The organism is Sphingobacterium sp. GQ94 (assembly GCF_059758715.1).
The window spans coordinates 178,219-194,413 of record NZ_JCAXEC010000005.1; the positions used below are offsets into that span (position 1 = coordinate 178,219).

The following is a 16,195-nucleotide window of genomic DNA, read 5'->3' on the forward strand; positions in this document are numbered from 1 at the left end:
CATGAAGATAAATATAAATTGTATTGTGTTGAGTATTATAAGTTTTATAATATCAGTACCCTTGTTCGCTCAAGACACACTTAATTCACAAAAGAAGATTGTTAATATCTATAATCAACCCATAAAAGGAGCTTTGGTTGAAACGCTAGATGGACAATTTCATCGTCAAACCGCCGAAGACGGCTTGTTTGAAATCTCAGAAGAATTTAAAGGTAAATTCATAATCATTTCAGCACCAGGGTATTTAAATTCCCGGATCTCCGAAAAGGATTTGTTAAACAAGAAAATAATTACATTGGCTTTTGATCCGCACCATATGGGGGGATCAGTGAATTTTGGATATAAGACTTACTCTAGAGAATCTATCACTGGCGCTGTCTCTTCAGTCTCTGGAGAGGAGCTAAATAACTCACCCTCTAATGTACTCTCGGAAACACTTCAAGGTCGTCTTTCCGGTTTAACGGTGGTATCCAATATTGCCGAACTTACCTTCTTTGGATACGGAAATACCAGCAAAACAATTCGAGGGAGCTCCTCGGTGAATGGTAGCTCTCCTTTAATTATTATTGATGGAGTCCTTGCTCCAACTCAGTATATTGAATTTATATCTCCAAAGGAAATTCAGAGTGTTTCAGTGTTAAAGGATGCATCTGCTACTGCAGCATATGGCATACAAGGCTCCTCAGGGGTAATCAATATTACGACAAAACGTGGACATAATGGAAAATTGAATGTTGAAGGGTATGCTGATTATTCTATACAACAAATGACACGAAGACCATTGTTTATTAATTCCACTCAGTATGCTGAATTAAGAAACCAAGCGGGTAGTAGAGATGGGCTAGGAGATTTTTCTCAATATTCCCAGGAACAAATTGATTTGTTCAGATCAGGTCAAGATCCAGGATATCCAAATAATAATTGGTTTGATCAGTATGTGAAGGATCTTGTCAATAGACAGCGTCTGGGTGTGAATGTTTCTGGAGGATCGGATAAATTTCGATATTTTTCCAATTTAAGTTTCATTAATCAACAGGAACCCTTGATTGTGACTGATGAACCAGACCGTAAATATGACCCTACACCAAAGGTAAATATGGGGAACTTTCGTACCAATATGGATGTCAAATTCAATGATTATCTGTCAGGATATATGCGGTTAACGGGTAATTTGAAAAGGGAAGTATTAGCAGGAGGAAACATAGGATGGAACGTTTATAGTGAGATATTCAAACATCCCTCAAGCATGTATGGACCATTATCCCCTACAATCGAGGGACACCCTGAGTTGAGTAACCAAGTTATCACCTTGGATGGAATCGATAATTCTCCCTATGGAATGCTAAACAGATCAGGATATCGTACGGTTATTGAAACGAATGTTATCGCGCAGACAGGCTTGAAATTGGATATGTCATTTTTAACCAAAGGCTTATCGGCGAGTGGCGGTATGGCTTACCAAACCTATGTAAGAAATGAAACCGGAACTAATCAAAACTATATGAGGGTCTTAAGAGGCAGCGATCTCTCAAAGCTTGATGAGTTCTCACAATATAAAACATTTGAAAATACGAATTTATCGTACAACAAAAGTTCTGTGTTTTTCTATTACCTGAATTTATTTGGTAGTTTGGATTACAAGCGACACTTTGGTGATCATTCGATCGATGCAACCCTACATACCTATTATCTTAAACAAGAGAAAGAAGGTTTGGGAACGTCCAATTTGGTATTACCTTATCTACGTCAGAATTTTGGATTCACAACTTTATACGGTTACAAAGATCGTTATTTTCTGAAAGGAGATATAGCATATTCTGGCTCTGAACAGTTTCATCCTGACAACAGATTTACCATTAATCCAGCAATTTCTGGAGCTTGGATACTATCAAAGGAGGATTTCTTTTCGACCGACTTGATCAGCTTGTTAAAATTGAGAGCTTCTTATGGGATTAATGGTAGCGACCAATTGGGGGATTCTAGATTTCTTTATTTGGATAATATTCGTTCTGATGGTTCGGAACTTGAACGCGGAAATCCTGCGTTAGCAGCAGAAAGAATTAAAAAGACCAACTTGGGATTGGATGTTGGTTTTTTGAATTCATTTACTTTAAACGTTGATTATTTTTCGAATAAAGTGGATAATATGTTGATCAATAGTAGCGCTAAACTTCCTGAATATCAGGGTATTCCTCTGAATTACTATCCAAAACTTAATGAAGGAAGAATGGAAAATAAGGGTATGGAGATTGCAATAAGTTACAATAAGCATTTTTCAAAGGATTTTTCCATGTTTTTGGGGGCAAATTTCATGCAGGCCAAAAATAAAATAATCAATATCAATGAGGCAAATTTAGGAGATGATTATGCTTATGCTTACCGTAAACAAGGTTATTCTTTAAATCAATTATGGGGATATCAAGTTGATCGCAGTAATGGAAATGGGATGTTTAATTCTCAAGATGAGCTTGATAATTCAGGCTTAACCTATTCCTTTGGTTCTCCTCGTGTTGGTGATTTGATTTATAAAGATTTAAATAAAGACGGTATTATTGATGTAAAGGATGAATCACCCTTGGGATATGCTAGATTACCCGAACAAGAATACAGTATCTCTGGTGGATTTAATCTGAAGAATTGGGAGTTTTCATTCCTGATTCACGGTGTGAGTCGTACTTCTCAATTTTTGAGCGGTGTTGGAGCTTATGAAAATGGAAGTCGGGGTATTTTTAATGATATTCATTTAGCGGCTTGGACACCTGAACGCTACGCCTCTGGGGAGCAGATTAGTTACCCTGCGTTATCGCTTTCTCCTTCTTCCAACCATCTTAATAGTGATTTTTTCTTAAACAACCGTTCCTATTTACGTTTGCGGAATGTTGGCTTGGCCTATATTTTCCCTCAAAAAATTTCTCAAAAGATAAATTCTGATAGAATTCGTTTGGCACTCAATATTCAGAATTTATTCACGATTCATCACATGCAATCTGATTATGTTGACCCAGAAATTGGAAGCCTGACAACTTTTCAACCATTCCGAGTTTTTAATCTTGGTTTAAGTGCAAATTTTTAATATGAAGATCATGAAGAAAAATACTTTAAGAATATTTGTCATAATCATTGCCCTTTTTTCTCTAGAAAGTTGTGCAGATTTGGATCTACCTTCAGATGGAAGGATGACTGTTAATGATATGTTTAGCAATTATCAAAGAACAAGGAATTATTTTCAATCCTGTCTAAATTATATTCCACAAGTAGGTTTTACCTATCAGAACGGAAAAACACCACTGGCTTCTTTTAGTGATGAAGCACATGATGCTAGTGATGGGGTTTCAGGAAATGTGAATGATTGGTATAACAATAGGACCTCATCGACCAATAACCCTACAAATGGAAATTATGAATGGAGTCATTATTTCCAAGGAATCCGCAAGTGCAATACGTTTTTAACCAGTATACAAGACCCTAATATTGCAACTGCTCATATTGACGAACAAGAGAAAAATGGTTGGATTGGTGAAATCTACGTTGTTCGCGCTTATTTATATTTGCAATTAATTAAGCGGTACGGAGGCGTACCAATCATCAAGACGCCTTATGAGGTTACTCATGATTTCACTCAGGATAAGCGTGCTACTTTTGAGGAGTGTATTGATTTTATTTTAGAGGATTGTGACGCAGCTTTAGCGCTTCCTGAGAGTGGTGTTTCAACGGTTGGATTTCGCTGGAATATTAGCGATAATGAAAGAGGACGTCTGACCCGTGCCTTCGCCTATGCGATTAAATCTCAAGCAGCATTGTATGCTTCTAGTCCATTATGGTTCACACCCGAGAGTAAATATACTTGGGAGAAAACAGCAGAGATCACAAAAGAAGCTTTAGATCAATGTCTAGCACATGGTTTTGAATTATTCGATACTAAACCTGCGGAAGATGTCGCTCAAAATGCATATGCATTTTATTTTATTCTTCGCTCAGATCCAAGTCGCTCCGTTGATAAGGAAACCATTTATGAAACCACATCTAATCGGACCAACGTTTGGAAATTCGCAGGTACACCCATCACTGAAGGTGCTGAAAAAGCAGGAGCCGGGCCATCACAAGAATTAGTGGATGCTTATGGTATGAAAGCCACAGGGGAGATGCCAATTTTAGGATACACAGATCCTTCGCATTTGCAACCAATCATTAATTCAAATTCAGGCTATGACCCTACCAATCCCTACCAGGGACGCGACCCTCGTTTTTATGCCTCAATTTATTACAATAATGCTCCACGTTCTTTGACTTCGGGCAATATTGAAAAAAATTTATATCCACTTGGTTTTACTTCCACATTAAACAATGTCTCAGTATCGTCTGATGGTGCTCAAACGACATTAACAACAACCTCAAGTGATCCTTGGATATTTAGTAGTAAATTGGGAAAAACACTGGCTCCTGGTGAAAAAAGAGTGATTAGTTTCGAATACAAGAGTAATCAAAAAGTGAGTAATGCAGAATTTTTTTACTGCGTTGCAGGCGGACCTGCCGGAGGGGTCTCAAGCGGAGAAAACATTACGATTGAACAGGCTGATGATTGGAAGAGATTTGAATATGACCTTTCTACAGCAATCACGAATTGGGGTTTTGGTGTCAATTCAAATGGTGGTCAACCTGCTGAGGAACATTTTTTACGTTTTGATTTAACTTCAGGTGCTGGATATTCTATTACCATCAAGAATTTCCAGATTGAAAGTTTCACACCACCACCAGCGCAAACCCCAGTTGAAACTTTCGTCGGCGGAAACAGCGGTATTTCAAGTAATATCACAGAAACTAAATTTACTCGTACAGGATATTATTTAAGGAAATTCAATAACTACAAATCAAATGTAAATGTAGATGGAGATGGTTTGATGAAAATTTTTAGGCTAGGAGAATTGTACTTAAATTTTGCAGAAGCTGCCTATCAAGCATTTGGCCCCGATGTTTCGGTACCGAGTAAAGCTAGTGGAGGTTCAGCACTTTCTGCTAGGGATGCGGTAAATGCAATTCGAGCTAGAGCTGAAATGCCATTGCTTCCTACAGGTTTATCAAAAGAAAATTTCCAAAATAGGTATCGAAATGAAAGGCAAGTTGAATTGGCTTTTGAAGAGCATCGCTTTTTCGATGTTCGACGTTGGAAAATTTTGGCTCAAACCGATAAGTTTGTTACTGGAATGAAAATCACCAAAACAGGGGATGGGTATACATATTCACGAATTAAACTTAAAGAACGAGGCACTGATGCCTTGAAATACTTGTTATTTCCTTTGAGTGAGGTTGAAGCTTCGAAAATGGAGGCATTAACCGGTCAGATTTGGCAGAATCCAGGTTGGTAAATTAATTTTAATTGCATTAGATGGATAGATCGACATAGGCCTTTCCTTGAGTATCGGCAATTCGATTATAATTCAACTAAAAAATAGATCTACATGATTAAGAATCAGTATTTTTTGTTATTCTTTTATTTCTTTGTAATAGTGTCTAACGCTCATTCAGACGCTCGATTGAACAATGGTTTTTTGTCTCTGAATTCTTTAGGCTCGGATACATCGATGTTGTTTATTGAAAATGATAGAATAAAACTTGGAATAGACTTAAATCTGGGGGGAGCGATTACGTATTTGTCCGACCAACAAAATGGCGGTGAGAATATGATCAATAGTTATGATTGGGGAAGACAAATTCAGATGTCTTTCTATAGCGGTCCGTGGCCATATATTGGACCCAATGGTGAAACGCCTACACCTGAATGGTCTGCTCTAGGATGGAATCCCATTCAATCTGGAGATGCAGGTGGACATCGTGCTAAAGTTATATCTTATAAGAAGATAGGTAAGAATGCAGTCTTGGTTAGGAGTATTCCCATGCAATGGCCTCATAAAACTGGCGTTGCGGGTGAATGTGAGTTTCACACGCTTTACACGTTGAAAAATAACGTAATTACCATGGAGTCTACCATTGTTAATAAGCGCTCAGACACTACGCAATATATGGCCTGTATGCAGGAAATGCCTGCAGTTTATACAAATGGACCGTGGTATAAATTGGTATCCTATTTAGGAGATCAACCTTTCAAGGACCAGCCAACAACGATTATTGTTGATAAAAATGATGAAAAAGGTTGGCCTTGGGTTAATTTTTATACTCCTGAGAACTGGGTTGCCTTAATGGATGATCAAGGCTACGGGATAGGTGTGTTTCAACCTCGAGTGATGACCTTTAATGGTGGATTTCATCCCAATAAAGCGCATAAGGGATTTGGAGCAGAGAAGGATGTCCAAACTGGACATATAGCTCCTGTTGGCAAACAAATTCTTGATCATAATATCCAGTGGACTTATCAGACAGCGTTGATTTTAGGATCCTTAGAGGATATTCGAGGTTATGCAAAAGACAATTGGCAAGTAAAGGTAAATCCTGAGTGGAAATTTTCGCATGACCGTAGTGATTGGTATTTTATTAATGAAATGAAAGATTCGGGATTTCCGTGGAAAGGTGTATTGGATATCGATTTCAATAAAGGGGGTGCCTTAGCCGGCCCAGTTACTTTTTGGAAGGCTGAAGACAACCCATATTTGGAAATTGAAGGATCCTTCTTTTCGGAAAGTAATGCCATAGAGTTGCGCGTAGAGATACAACCTGTAGGTTTCTCGGATTTTACGGATTGGCTAAACTGGTCTGAAGGTAAATTTGATGTAAAAGTAGAGCAGGAAAAAAAGGCAGACCAATATCCCAAAAAGGAGATACTCACCATAAGAAAGAAGATTCTTGCGGATGGGAAAAATCGAAAGATTAGAATTGATCTTGATGAAAATTCGCAATATAATGGTGCGATGAAGAATATGAAAATAATATTTTCTGACCCTGGAAAGGCAAAGGTTTCACATATAAAATTAGCGAAATAAGATTCAAAAAATCAAACCCTTTTACAAATCCAAAAATGACCCCAATTATGAAAAATGCTTGTTTACTATTTGTCTTCTTTTCCGGATTCTTCGCCCAATTAACTTTTGGACAAAAGGTACCTTTTGTTAGTAGTGATCAATGGGCATTTACGGATGCATTGGGAAGAAAGGCTGCAGCCATTGAGCAAGCAGGATCCAAGAAGAAGGATAAAGTAGTTGCCATGTTTTATTGGACTTGGCATCAGGGTAATGATGATAAGTCTTACCAGATTAAAAACATTACTGAAATTTTACGAGATAACCCAATGGCGATGAAAGATTATAATCATCCAGCATGGGGAAATAAAAAACCTGGGTTCTTTTTTTGGGAGCAACCCTTATTTGGATATTATAAGACAACGGATCCCTGGGTGTTACGAAAACATGCCGAAATGCTCGCTGATGCCAATATTGACGTGGTGTTCTTTGATTGCACCAACGGTAGCCTGACCTGGGAGGAATCCTATGAAGTACTTTTAAAAGTTTGGGATCAAGCACAAAAAGATGGTGTCAATGTACCTAAAATAGCGTTCATGCTTCCCTTTGGTCCCGTTCCTCATTCTGCGGTTTCATTACGAAAACTCTATAAGGATATTTATGAACCTGCGCGCTACGAGAACCTTTGGTTTAATTGGAAAGGAAAACCTTGTATCATGGCCTATCCAGATAATTTGGAGAAAACAGGTATAGATGCTGAGATTGCCTCATTTTTTACTTTTCGACCTGGTCAACCGGACTATGTAGATGGACCCAAAAGAAAGGATCAATGGGGATGGTTGGAGAATTATCCACAACATGGATATATACCCAATAACAAAGGAAACTTCGAGCAGGTTACCGTTGGTGTAGCTCAAAATGCGGGACCTTCTACCAATGGACATTGTAGTGCCTTTAATCTACCAGGCACCTATGGCCGCAGTTTCAGCTATAAAAATGGATTTGATCCGCGTGTAGACGGTTATCTATACGGCTGGAATTTTCAAGAACAATGGGATCGTGCTTTCGAATTGGATCCTGAATTGGTATTTGTGACTGGTTGGAACGAATATATTGCAGGACAATGGTTACCAGAGCACAGCTGGACTGGTGATCCATTTTCATTTGTTGATCAATATGATTGGGAACATAGCCGTGACATTGAACCAAATAAAGGATGGGGAGATAAAGGGGATGTATATTACCTACAATTAATCGATAATGTTCGTAAGTTCAAAGGTATGGATACTAAAGAAAAAGTGTCTGGTCCCCAATCGATAAACTTAGACAATATATCGCTATGGGATGAGGTATTGCCTTATTTTCAGCATTATAAAGGGAACACTCTACATAGAAATCATGAAGGTCGATATAGTGAATTTTATGTAAATGAAACCGGTAGGAACGATATTGTGGGAGCTAAGGTCGCTCGAGATGACCAGGATATCTTTTTCTTTGTTGAGACTTTTCAGAAGTTAAGCCCTTCAAGCGATCGAAATTGGATGATGTTATTTATAGATGTGGATCGGAATAAACAAACCGGCTGGAATGGGTATGACTATATTATCAATCGAAAAAGTCCAAATAAGAATAAAATTCTAATCGAGAAAAATATTGGAGGCAGGTGGGAGTGGGAAGTGGCAGGTCATGGTCAAATGAAGATTCATAACAATAAACTAGCCCTAGGTATTTCCCAGGAGATTTTCGGTTTTGAAAAGGACAAAATAAATTTTGAATTCAAATGGAATGACAACATGCAAGAAAACGGTAATATAATGGATTTTTATGTCAACGGTGACACCGCTCCTGGGGCTAGATTTAATTTTGTTTATCAAACCAATTAGTTTTTTTACCAATAAAACATACAGGGATGTTCCTTAAGGACATGAGAATAACATCCTCTGCATTTATACTCAAGATCACGTATTCGCTTATGAAATATTTTAGTTGTATTTTTTTTGTAGGAATTATTTTTTTCTGGACAACCCTTCATGGACAGCCCTTCTCTGCAGTGGATGATATTGGCAGGATTGTACCACAGTTTGAAGAAGTGGGAAGTAAGAAACTAAATAAACAAGTGGGCATATTTTATTTCTTATGGCAAGGAGATTCTGGTTCTCCTACTTCGGAAGTGAATTGGGACTTAAGTAAAATTTATCAGTATTATCCTGAAGTATTTCATGATTTTTATCACCCAAATTGGGGTGGTGGTTCTAAAGGAGCCGGAAAGTATTATTTTTGGGGCGAATCAATTTACGGATATTATCGTGGAGATGACTATTGGGTTCATCTGAAAAATATTCAATTGCTGACAGACGCACAAGTTGATTTTCTTATTATTGATGCGACAAATCGTTTGACTTATGCAACCCAGGTAAATGTGCTACTAAAGGCTATGGATCAGGTCCGTAAACAAGGGAAAGCAGCACCTAAAATAGTTTTCTATACAAACTCCTCCTCAGCAGATGCAATGCAGGAAATCTATGATCAATTTTATGCTCCTAATTTAGACTCACAGATTAAAGAAAATTGGTTCTACCTAGAAGGCAAGCCTCTCATCATAGGCATATCAAAAGATGCCAAAGGCAGAAATTATGAGAAGTTTTTTACTATTCGTGAATCCCAATGGCCCAATGAACCTGAGAAAATCAATGGTTGGCCTTGGATTGAATTTCAAAGACCTCAAAAAGTGTATAAAAATCATAAAGGGCAACGCGAAATTGTAAATGTTTCTGCTTCCCAACACCCAAATTTAGATGCATCTATGGGCGGTTCCGCCTTTTACGGCAAGGCGGGCAATTGGGGTAGAAGCTACAGGAAAGGCTCTCCTGGAAATCCTGAAAAAGATATTTATTATGGTTATAATATTCAGGAGCAGTGGGATTTTGCGCTTAGTCAAAATGTCCCATTTGTATTTATAACTGGTTGGAATGAATGGATTGCCGGTAAATGGAGTCGCACAGATGAGCAAAAAGATCATGCTCACTTTGTTGACCAGGCAAACGCGGAATATAGTCGTGACCTTGAACCGACTTTTACGGCTGGACTAAAGGATAATTATTACTTACAAATGGTATCTAATATTCTAAGGTACAAAGGGAGTGAAAAAAACACCGTTTTGAAAAAGCAAAAACAGGTTCCTGTTCTTAACTCTTGGGAGAATGTACAACCTATTTATATAGACTACATAGGTGATATATTAGATCGGAATCATCCTGGTGCGCAATCTGAACCTTCAGTTGTGTATCTTAACCAATCCGGCAGGAACGATTTGACAAAAATTAAATTGATTGCTGGGGAGACTGAATTGGGTTTTTTCGCGCAAACTGCTAATCCTCTTTCACCTCGATCGAAAGAGAACTGGATGACACTTTGGTTAAACGTGGATGAAAACTATTCATCAGGTTGGCATGGCTATGATGTGCGCATAATTCAAGGAAATCGTTTTCAACGCTTCCAAAACGGGGCTTGGCTAGATGTACATACGTTAGATTTTGAACTGTCGGAGAACGCATTATTAATCCGAGTTCCATTGAGTATGGTGAATTTACCTAATAAGAACTACAAGATTGAATTTAAATGGTCTGACAATATGCTCAAAGACGATCCTTTGGATTGGTATGTTAATGGAGATGCCGCACCTGGTGGCCGAATGAACTTAACGGTTTCCGTTGAGTAATAAAAGTTGCTCTAATTGCATACTTTAATGATTTTCGGTCACCGTGTGTTCATCCACTAAAATCATTTTGAGTTCAGTTTAAAAAGTTACCTTAAGTCAACAATTTCGAATGCTGGATACTTATTCTGTTGAAATTTAAAAGTTGAACTTGGTATCTTGTGGTTGACATACAAGGCATCGATTTGGTAGGTATATCTAGCTCCGGATTTATCTTGGATGGTTACATCCTGGATATGCAAGTTCTTATTTATACGTAATTTAATCTTGCTGTAATTGCTGTTTTCTTTGATTGGGGTGAGCTCAATAACACTTACTTTTTCACCAGTTTTGCTGCTTTCACTGGCCAGATTTATGAAATTATATCCACTTTTATAAAAAGTAAATATATTATTTGGACCAATGTTTTGTGCATTGTTTTCTGCCTCAGATACCTGAACTTCTTTGTCCTGTTTTAACACCGACCAAACCGACTTCCCATCTGAAATAAGATCTTGAGTAGGTAAAGTTATTTTATATTGAGAAGAAGATTTATTTAGAAATAATTGTCCTTGATCACTATAAGCCTCACCATCTACAGGTACTACTTTAAAAGTAAAGGTAGATTGCAATGTCTGATACCCATCATACTTGTTAGAGACTTGGTCCAACAGATTTTTTGCTTCTTTGTCTTGTCCAAGAACTATTCCAGCCCAAGACAAACTCATTAATACATATAAAAATTTAATCATCTTTAATTCTCTTTTCTTAATGTTTCCAAATATTGTTCTAAGGAATATTCGTCTGGGTAAAGTACCTCACGGGCTTTGCTACCTTCAAAGGCTCCAACAATTCCTGCTGATTCCAATTGATCGATTATTCTTCCAGCGCGGTTATAGCCTAATTTTAACTTTCGCTGTATTAAAGATGTTGAGCCTTGTTGATGCATAACGATTAGCCGAGCAGCATCCTCAAAAAGCTGATCCCTATCTGCTAAATCAAAACTTAATCCTTCACTACCTTCCCCATTCTGATCTACATATTCTGGTAGAAGATGTGCGGAAGGATATCCACGCTGGGATCCGATAAAGTCTGAAATCTGATCTACTTCAGGTGTGTCTACAAAGGCACATTGTATACGGATCAGATCACTTCCGGTTGATAGAAGCATGTCTCCACGGCCAATCAGTTGATCGGCACCTCCACTATCTAATATGGTTCTAGAATCCACTTTAGATAAAACCCGGAAGGCCAAACGTGCTGGAAAGTTGGCTTTGATAGTACCTGTTATAATATTTACAGATGGCCTTTGTGTTGCAATGACCAAGTGAATACCAACGGCACGGGCCAACTGTGCTAATCGGGCGATCGGAGTTTCTACTTCTTTACCAGCTGTCATCATCAAGTCGGCAAACTCATCAATTATAAGAACAATAAAGGGTAAGAATCGATGACCCTCCTCAGGGTTTAATCGTCGATTGATAAATTTTACATTATATTCTTTTAAATTACGCACCTGAGCATTTTTCAACAGATCATAACGTTGATCCATTTCAATACAAAGTGAATTTAATGTGTTGATTACCTTTTTGGTATCCGTGATTATAGCATCATCATCATTCGGAAGTTTAGCCAAAAAGTGTCTTTCAATTTTTTTGAATAGAGAGAGTTCAACTTTTTTTGGATCGACCAGTACAAATTTTAATTCAGCAGGATGCTTTTTGAATAGAAGAGAGGTTAAAATAGCATTGATACCAACTGATTTACCCTGTCCCGTAGCCCCAGCTACCAATAAGTGAGGCATTTTTGCTAAATCAGCAATATAGACTTCATTGGAGATGGTCTTTCCTAATGCAATAGGTAGATCCATATCCGTCTTTTGATATTTTTCAGTGGCCAAAATAGAACGCATAGAAACCATTTCTGGGGTACTGCTAGGTACTTCAATTCCAATGGTTCCCTTTCCTGGCATAGGGGCGATAATACGTATACCTAAGGCTGCAAGACTTAAGGCGATGTCATCTTCCAGGTTTTTGATTTTTGAAATCCGCACACCTGGTTTTGGAATAATCTCATATAGGGTAACAGTAGGCCCTATAGTTGCTTTAATATGCTCAATTTCTATATTGTAGTTTCGCAGGGTTTCTACAATCCTATTTTTGTTTCCTTCGAGTTCTTGTTGGTTTATGGTTATTTTTCCTGTACCATAATCTTTTAATAAATCTAATCCTGGGTATTGATATCCTGATAAATCTAATTTCGGGTCATATTCTCCAAATTTTTCGACCAAATCATTGGAAGAAATAGATTTTTCTTCAATAACTTTTTCCACAACCAAATTAGGGGTAATAATTTCCTGAACGGTTGATTCGGTTTGCACTGGCTCTTCAATACTAAATTCAATTTCTTTTCCCTCCCTTTGAGGGTCAAAGGATGTATTTGATTTCAGGTTATTGGTTGATATTGGGAGTGAAACAGTATTTTCCTGATTGCTATCGAATTCAATATTCTTAAAACCTGATTCTTCTTTTACCTCTTTATTTCCATAAGCTGGATAACTATGAGAAACAACGTCATTTTTATTCGTATTGATTCGGTTACTTTGCTGGTTTGTACTCAAATCTTCCTCTTCCTCCAATAGGTCTTCTTGGAATTCTTCCTCTTTATTTGCACCAAATGAAAAACGTAAATCCAAGTTATAAATTAACACAAGGGCGGTGAGGATAATGAAAATTAATAACCCAGCTGTTCCGAATGTTCCAATTTGAGAATTCAAGATTTTATTGGTCCAAAAGCCAAATTTTCCCTCTAAAATATGCGGAGTGTTGGAGATGAAGTCTTGAATAAAACCGAACGTAATGGAAAGTAAAACAATGGAAACAGAAGTATATATTGCTGTTTTCCAGACCGGTAAAATTGATCTTTTGTATAAAAATTTATATCCTGTTACAAACAATAAAATTATGAATAAGAAGGAGGCGACTCCAAACCACTCATATATAAATTGGTTTGCTAATAGGGCACCGAATTTTCCAAGTTTGTTCTGAACTATAGGAATATCGGTGGATTCCTGATTAAGTTCTTGTGAAGTCTGTAGCAGGGTACCCCAGCCCCCATTACTCATTGCAATATAGCTTTGATCCGATTTCCAAGTGAAGAGGTAGGAAACAAACGCTACCGTAAATAAACCAGCTAATAGGAGTAAAAACAAACCTAATATTTTCAGAGCCTTTCGTTGACCTTCTGAAAAATTAAACTGATCAAAAGACTTCGTCTTTCTCCTGGATTGATATGAAATAGTGGTGTTTTTTGCCTTTTTTGACCTTGAAATCCCACTGCCGTTTTTAAATGTATTTAGTTTAGCCATGTAAATGACGCTATTTTCTTTCTTACAAACTTAAAAAAAAATGAGAGAATGTAAGGCTCAATTGATTTGAATTATATGAACTTGTAGCAATAAGCTGTCCAAACTCGTAGTAGATAAGGAAATATAATTAATAAAGATAATATGTTTATCATCAAACGTGATGTTGCTATTTGTTTAATGTTGAGTCTTTTTACACTTCTAGGTAGCTGTAAAACAGAGGATTCAATTCTGGAATCTAATGGTTCCTTGAGTACATTTGCTGGTTTGGCTGCTTTTAATGGGATAGAGGAGCTAAAAAATGTCGATTTTCAGGTTGATCACAAAACCTTGAATAAGGATAATGAATCATTTTCTACGGCAGGTTATCTTAGCTATCGTACTGTTTTTCCAGGGAAAAGACTGATTGAGTTAATCTCAGAATCAAAAAAAGCACAGGTGTTTAGTGGAAACTTTGATTTTCAGGCTAGTAAATTTTATTCAATTTTCTTTTATGGCAGAACAGATGAGCAAACAGGTATAAAATATCTTTTAACGACTGATAGTTTATTGGTTCCAGGCAATGGGAATGCCAAGGTGCGTTTTGTGAATTTGGTTTCTGACAGTGATGTCTCAATTAATTTTCAAAATAATGCGCGGGCTATCAAATTAAATTTAAAGAATCAAATTACCGCTTATACAGAAGTCAAAGTTCAACAAATGGAACTCAGGGCAGACGCATTGAATCTGTCAACAATTTCTTATGAGCCAATTGTTTTTGAGTTTACTCCAGTTAATAAAGGGGTCTACACCTTGGTCTTTTATTCTCAAATCAATAGCGTATCAGGCAAGAAAGAATTAAAATACAGTATAATTAAATATTAGGCTAATAAGTAGATATCTAAAAAGAATGCCGCATCCTATTTAATAAGTTACGGCATTCTTTTTTTATCCATTTTTTTCCTAGTTATTCAACTGTAATCAAAAAATAATTTTTCTTTCCCCGTTGAATGATCAAATATTTATTGTTGATGAATTGATCCGAATTGATGAGCACTTCTACATCTGTTAATTTCTGACGATTTAAGGAAACTCCTCCACCTGTTAACATTTTTTTTGCCTCTCCTTTTGATGGGAAAACTTGTGTTTCGATTGCTAGTAGATCAAGAATATTAATTCCTACCAATTTTTCTTTTGTGAGATTGTACTGTGGAACACCATCAAAAACCTCTAAAACAGCATCATGGTCCATATTTGAAAGGAATTCTAAATCCCCATTCCCAAAAAGGAATTCGGATGTTTTAACCGCGGTTTGGTAATCTTGTTCAGAATGTGTTCTGATTGTGATATCTTTCGCCAAAGCTTTTTGAACAATTCTCAAATGCGGTGCTGCATCATGATCAGAAAGAATTTCATCAATTTCTTTCTGCGTTTTTAAAGTGAATATCTTAATCCATTGTTTACAATCATCATCAGTTGCATTCATCCAGAATTGGTAGAATTTATAAGGACTAGTCTTTTTTGGATCAAGCCAGACAGCACCTGATTCAGTTTTACCAAATTTCTGCCCATCAGATTTTTTGATCAATTGAGTTGTCAGTCCATAAACTGTTCCATGATCTTGGCGACGAACTATTTCGCTGCCTGTCAATATATTGCCCCATTGATCTGAACCACCCATCTGAATTTTACAGTTATGATTTTTCCATAAATAATAAAAATCATACCCTTGAATCAGTTGATAAGAAAATTCGGTAAAAGATAACCCGTTTTCGCCTTCTAAACGTTTTTTTACAGAATCCTTTGCCATCATATAATTTACAGTAATGAGCTTGCCTACATCGCGGATAAAATCTAAGAATCCAAAATTCTTAAACCAATCGAAATTGTTTACCATTTTGGCATCGCTAACTCCATCTCCAAACTGTAAAAATTTGGTTAACTGAGTTTTTAGGGCGTTGACATTATGAAGTAGAGTTTGTTCATCCAATAAGTTTCGCTCTGCAGATTTGAACGAGGGGTCGCCAATCATTCCTGTTGCACCGCCAACCAATGCTACAGGTTTATGACCTGCATGTTGAAAGTGTATCAATGTCATGATTTGTGTCAGATGACCGACATGAAGAGAATCGCCGGTAGGATCGAAGCCTATATAGCCCGCGACCTGTTCTTTGTTTAATAATTCTTCTGTTCCTGGCATGATATCTTGAAGCATACCTCTCCAGCGTAGTTCTTCTACAAAGTTCATAA

9 protein-coding genes are annotated in these 16,195 nt (G+C 37.2%); 6 read left to right on the top strand and 3 right to left on the bottom strand.

Going from position 1 to position 16,195, the window contains the following annotated elements:
- The first annotated feature begins 1 nt into the window (after position 1).
- The 5 genes from AC6CHH_RS07115 to AC6CHH_RS07135 all read left to right on the top strand — a co-directional run bounded on the left by AC6CHH_RS07115 (position 2) and on the right by AC6CHH_RS07135 (position 10,626).
- A complete protein-coding gene (locus AC6CHH_RS07115) occupies positions 2 to 3,073 on the top strand; it encodes a SusC/RagA family TonB-linked outer membrane protein (RefSeq protein ID WP_498281231.1) in 3,072 nt (1,023 codons plus the stop codon).
- Between the two features lie 10 nt (positions 3,074 to 3,083).
- Positions 3,084 to 5,363 (top strand): RagB/SusD family nutrient uptake outer membrane protein, encoded by a 2,280-nt coding sequence (locus AC6CHH_RS07120; protein ID WP_498281233.1) that lies wholly within the window; start codon positions 3,084 to 3,086, stop codon positions 5,361 to 5,363.
- Positions 5,364 to 5,456: 93 nt separating this feature from the next.
- Positions 5,457 to 6,932: a hypothetical protein gene (locus AC6CHH_RS07125; protein WP_498281235.1), complete on the top strand. Its 1,476-nt coding sequence runs from the start codon at positions 5,457 to 5,459 to the stop codon at positions 6,930 to 6,932.
- Positions 6,933 to 6,967: 35 nt separating this feature from the next.
- The gene (locus AC6CHH_RS07130; protein ID WP_498281237.1) at positions 6,968 to 8,791 is read left to right on the top strand and encodes a glycoside hydrolase family 71/99 protein; all 1,824 of its coding nucleotides are present in this window, start codon (positions 6,968 to 6,970) and stop codon (positions 8,789 to 8,791) included.
- 89 nt (positions 8,792 to 8,880) lie between these two features.
- On the top strand, positions 8,881 to 10,626 hold the full coding sequence (locus AC6CHH_RS07135) for a hypothetical protein (RefSeq protein WP_498281239.1): 1,746 nt from the start codon (positions 8,881 to 8,883) through the stop codon (positions 10,624 to 10,626).
- 86 nt (positions 10,627 to 10,712) lie between these two features.
- Here AC6CHH_RS07135 and lolA1 read toward each other — a convergent pair whose 3' ends face one another.
- Positions 10,713 to 11,354, bottom strand: a complete 642-nt coding sequence (gene lolA1, locus AC6CHH_RS07140; RefSeq protein ID WP_498281241.1) for an outer membrane lipoprotein periplasmic chaperone LolA1 — start codon at positions 11,352 to 11,354, stop codon at positions 10,713 to 10,715.
- Positions 11,355 to 11,356: 2 nt separating this feature from the next.
- Positions 11,357 to 13,969, bottom strand: a complete 2,613-nt coding sequence (locus AC6CHH_RS07145) for an FtsK/SpoIIIE family DNA translocase (RefSeq protein WP_498281243.1) — start codon at positions 13,967 to 13,969, stop codon at positions 11,357 to 11,359.
- Positions 13,970 to 14,110: 141 nt separating this feature from the next.
- Here AC6CHH_RS07145 and AC6CHH_RS07150 point away from each other — a divergent pair, with 141 nt between their 5' ends.
- On the top strand, positions 14,111 to 14,830 hold the full coding sequence (locus AC6CHH_RS07150; RefSeq protein ID WP_498281245.1) for a DUF4397 domain-containing protein: 720 nt from the start codon (positions 14,111 to 14,113) through the stop codon (positions 14,828 to 14,830).
- 82 nt (positions 14,831 to 14,912) lie between these two features.
- Here AC6CHH_RS07150 and tyrS read toward each other — a convergent pair whose 3' ends face one another.
- Positions 14,913 to 16,193, bottom strand: coding sequence for a tyrosine--tRNA ligase (tyrS, locus tag AC6CHH_RS07155; protein ID WP_498281247.1), 1,281 nt, complete (start codon positions 16,191 to 16,193; stop codon positions 14,913 to 14,915).
- Positions 16,194 to 16,195 lie beyond the last annotated feature (2 nt).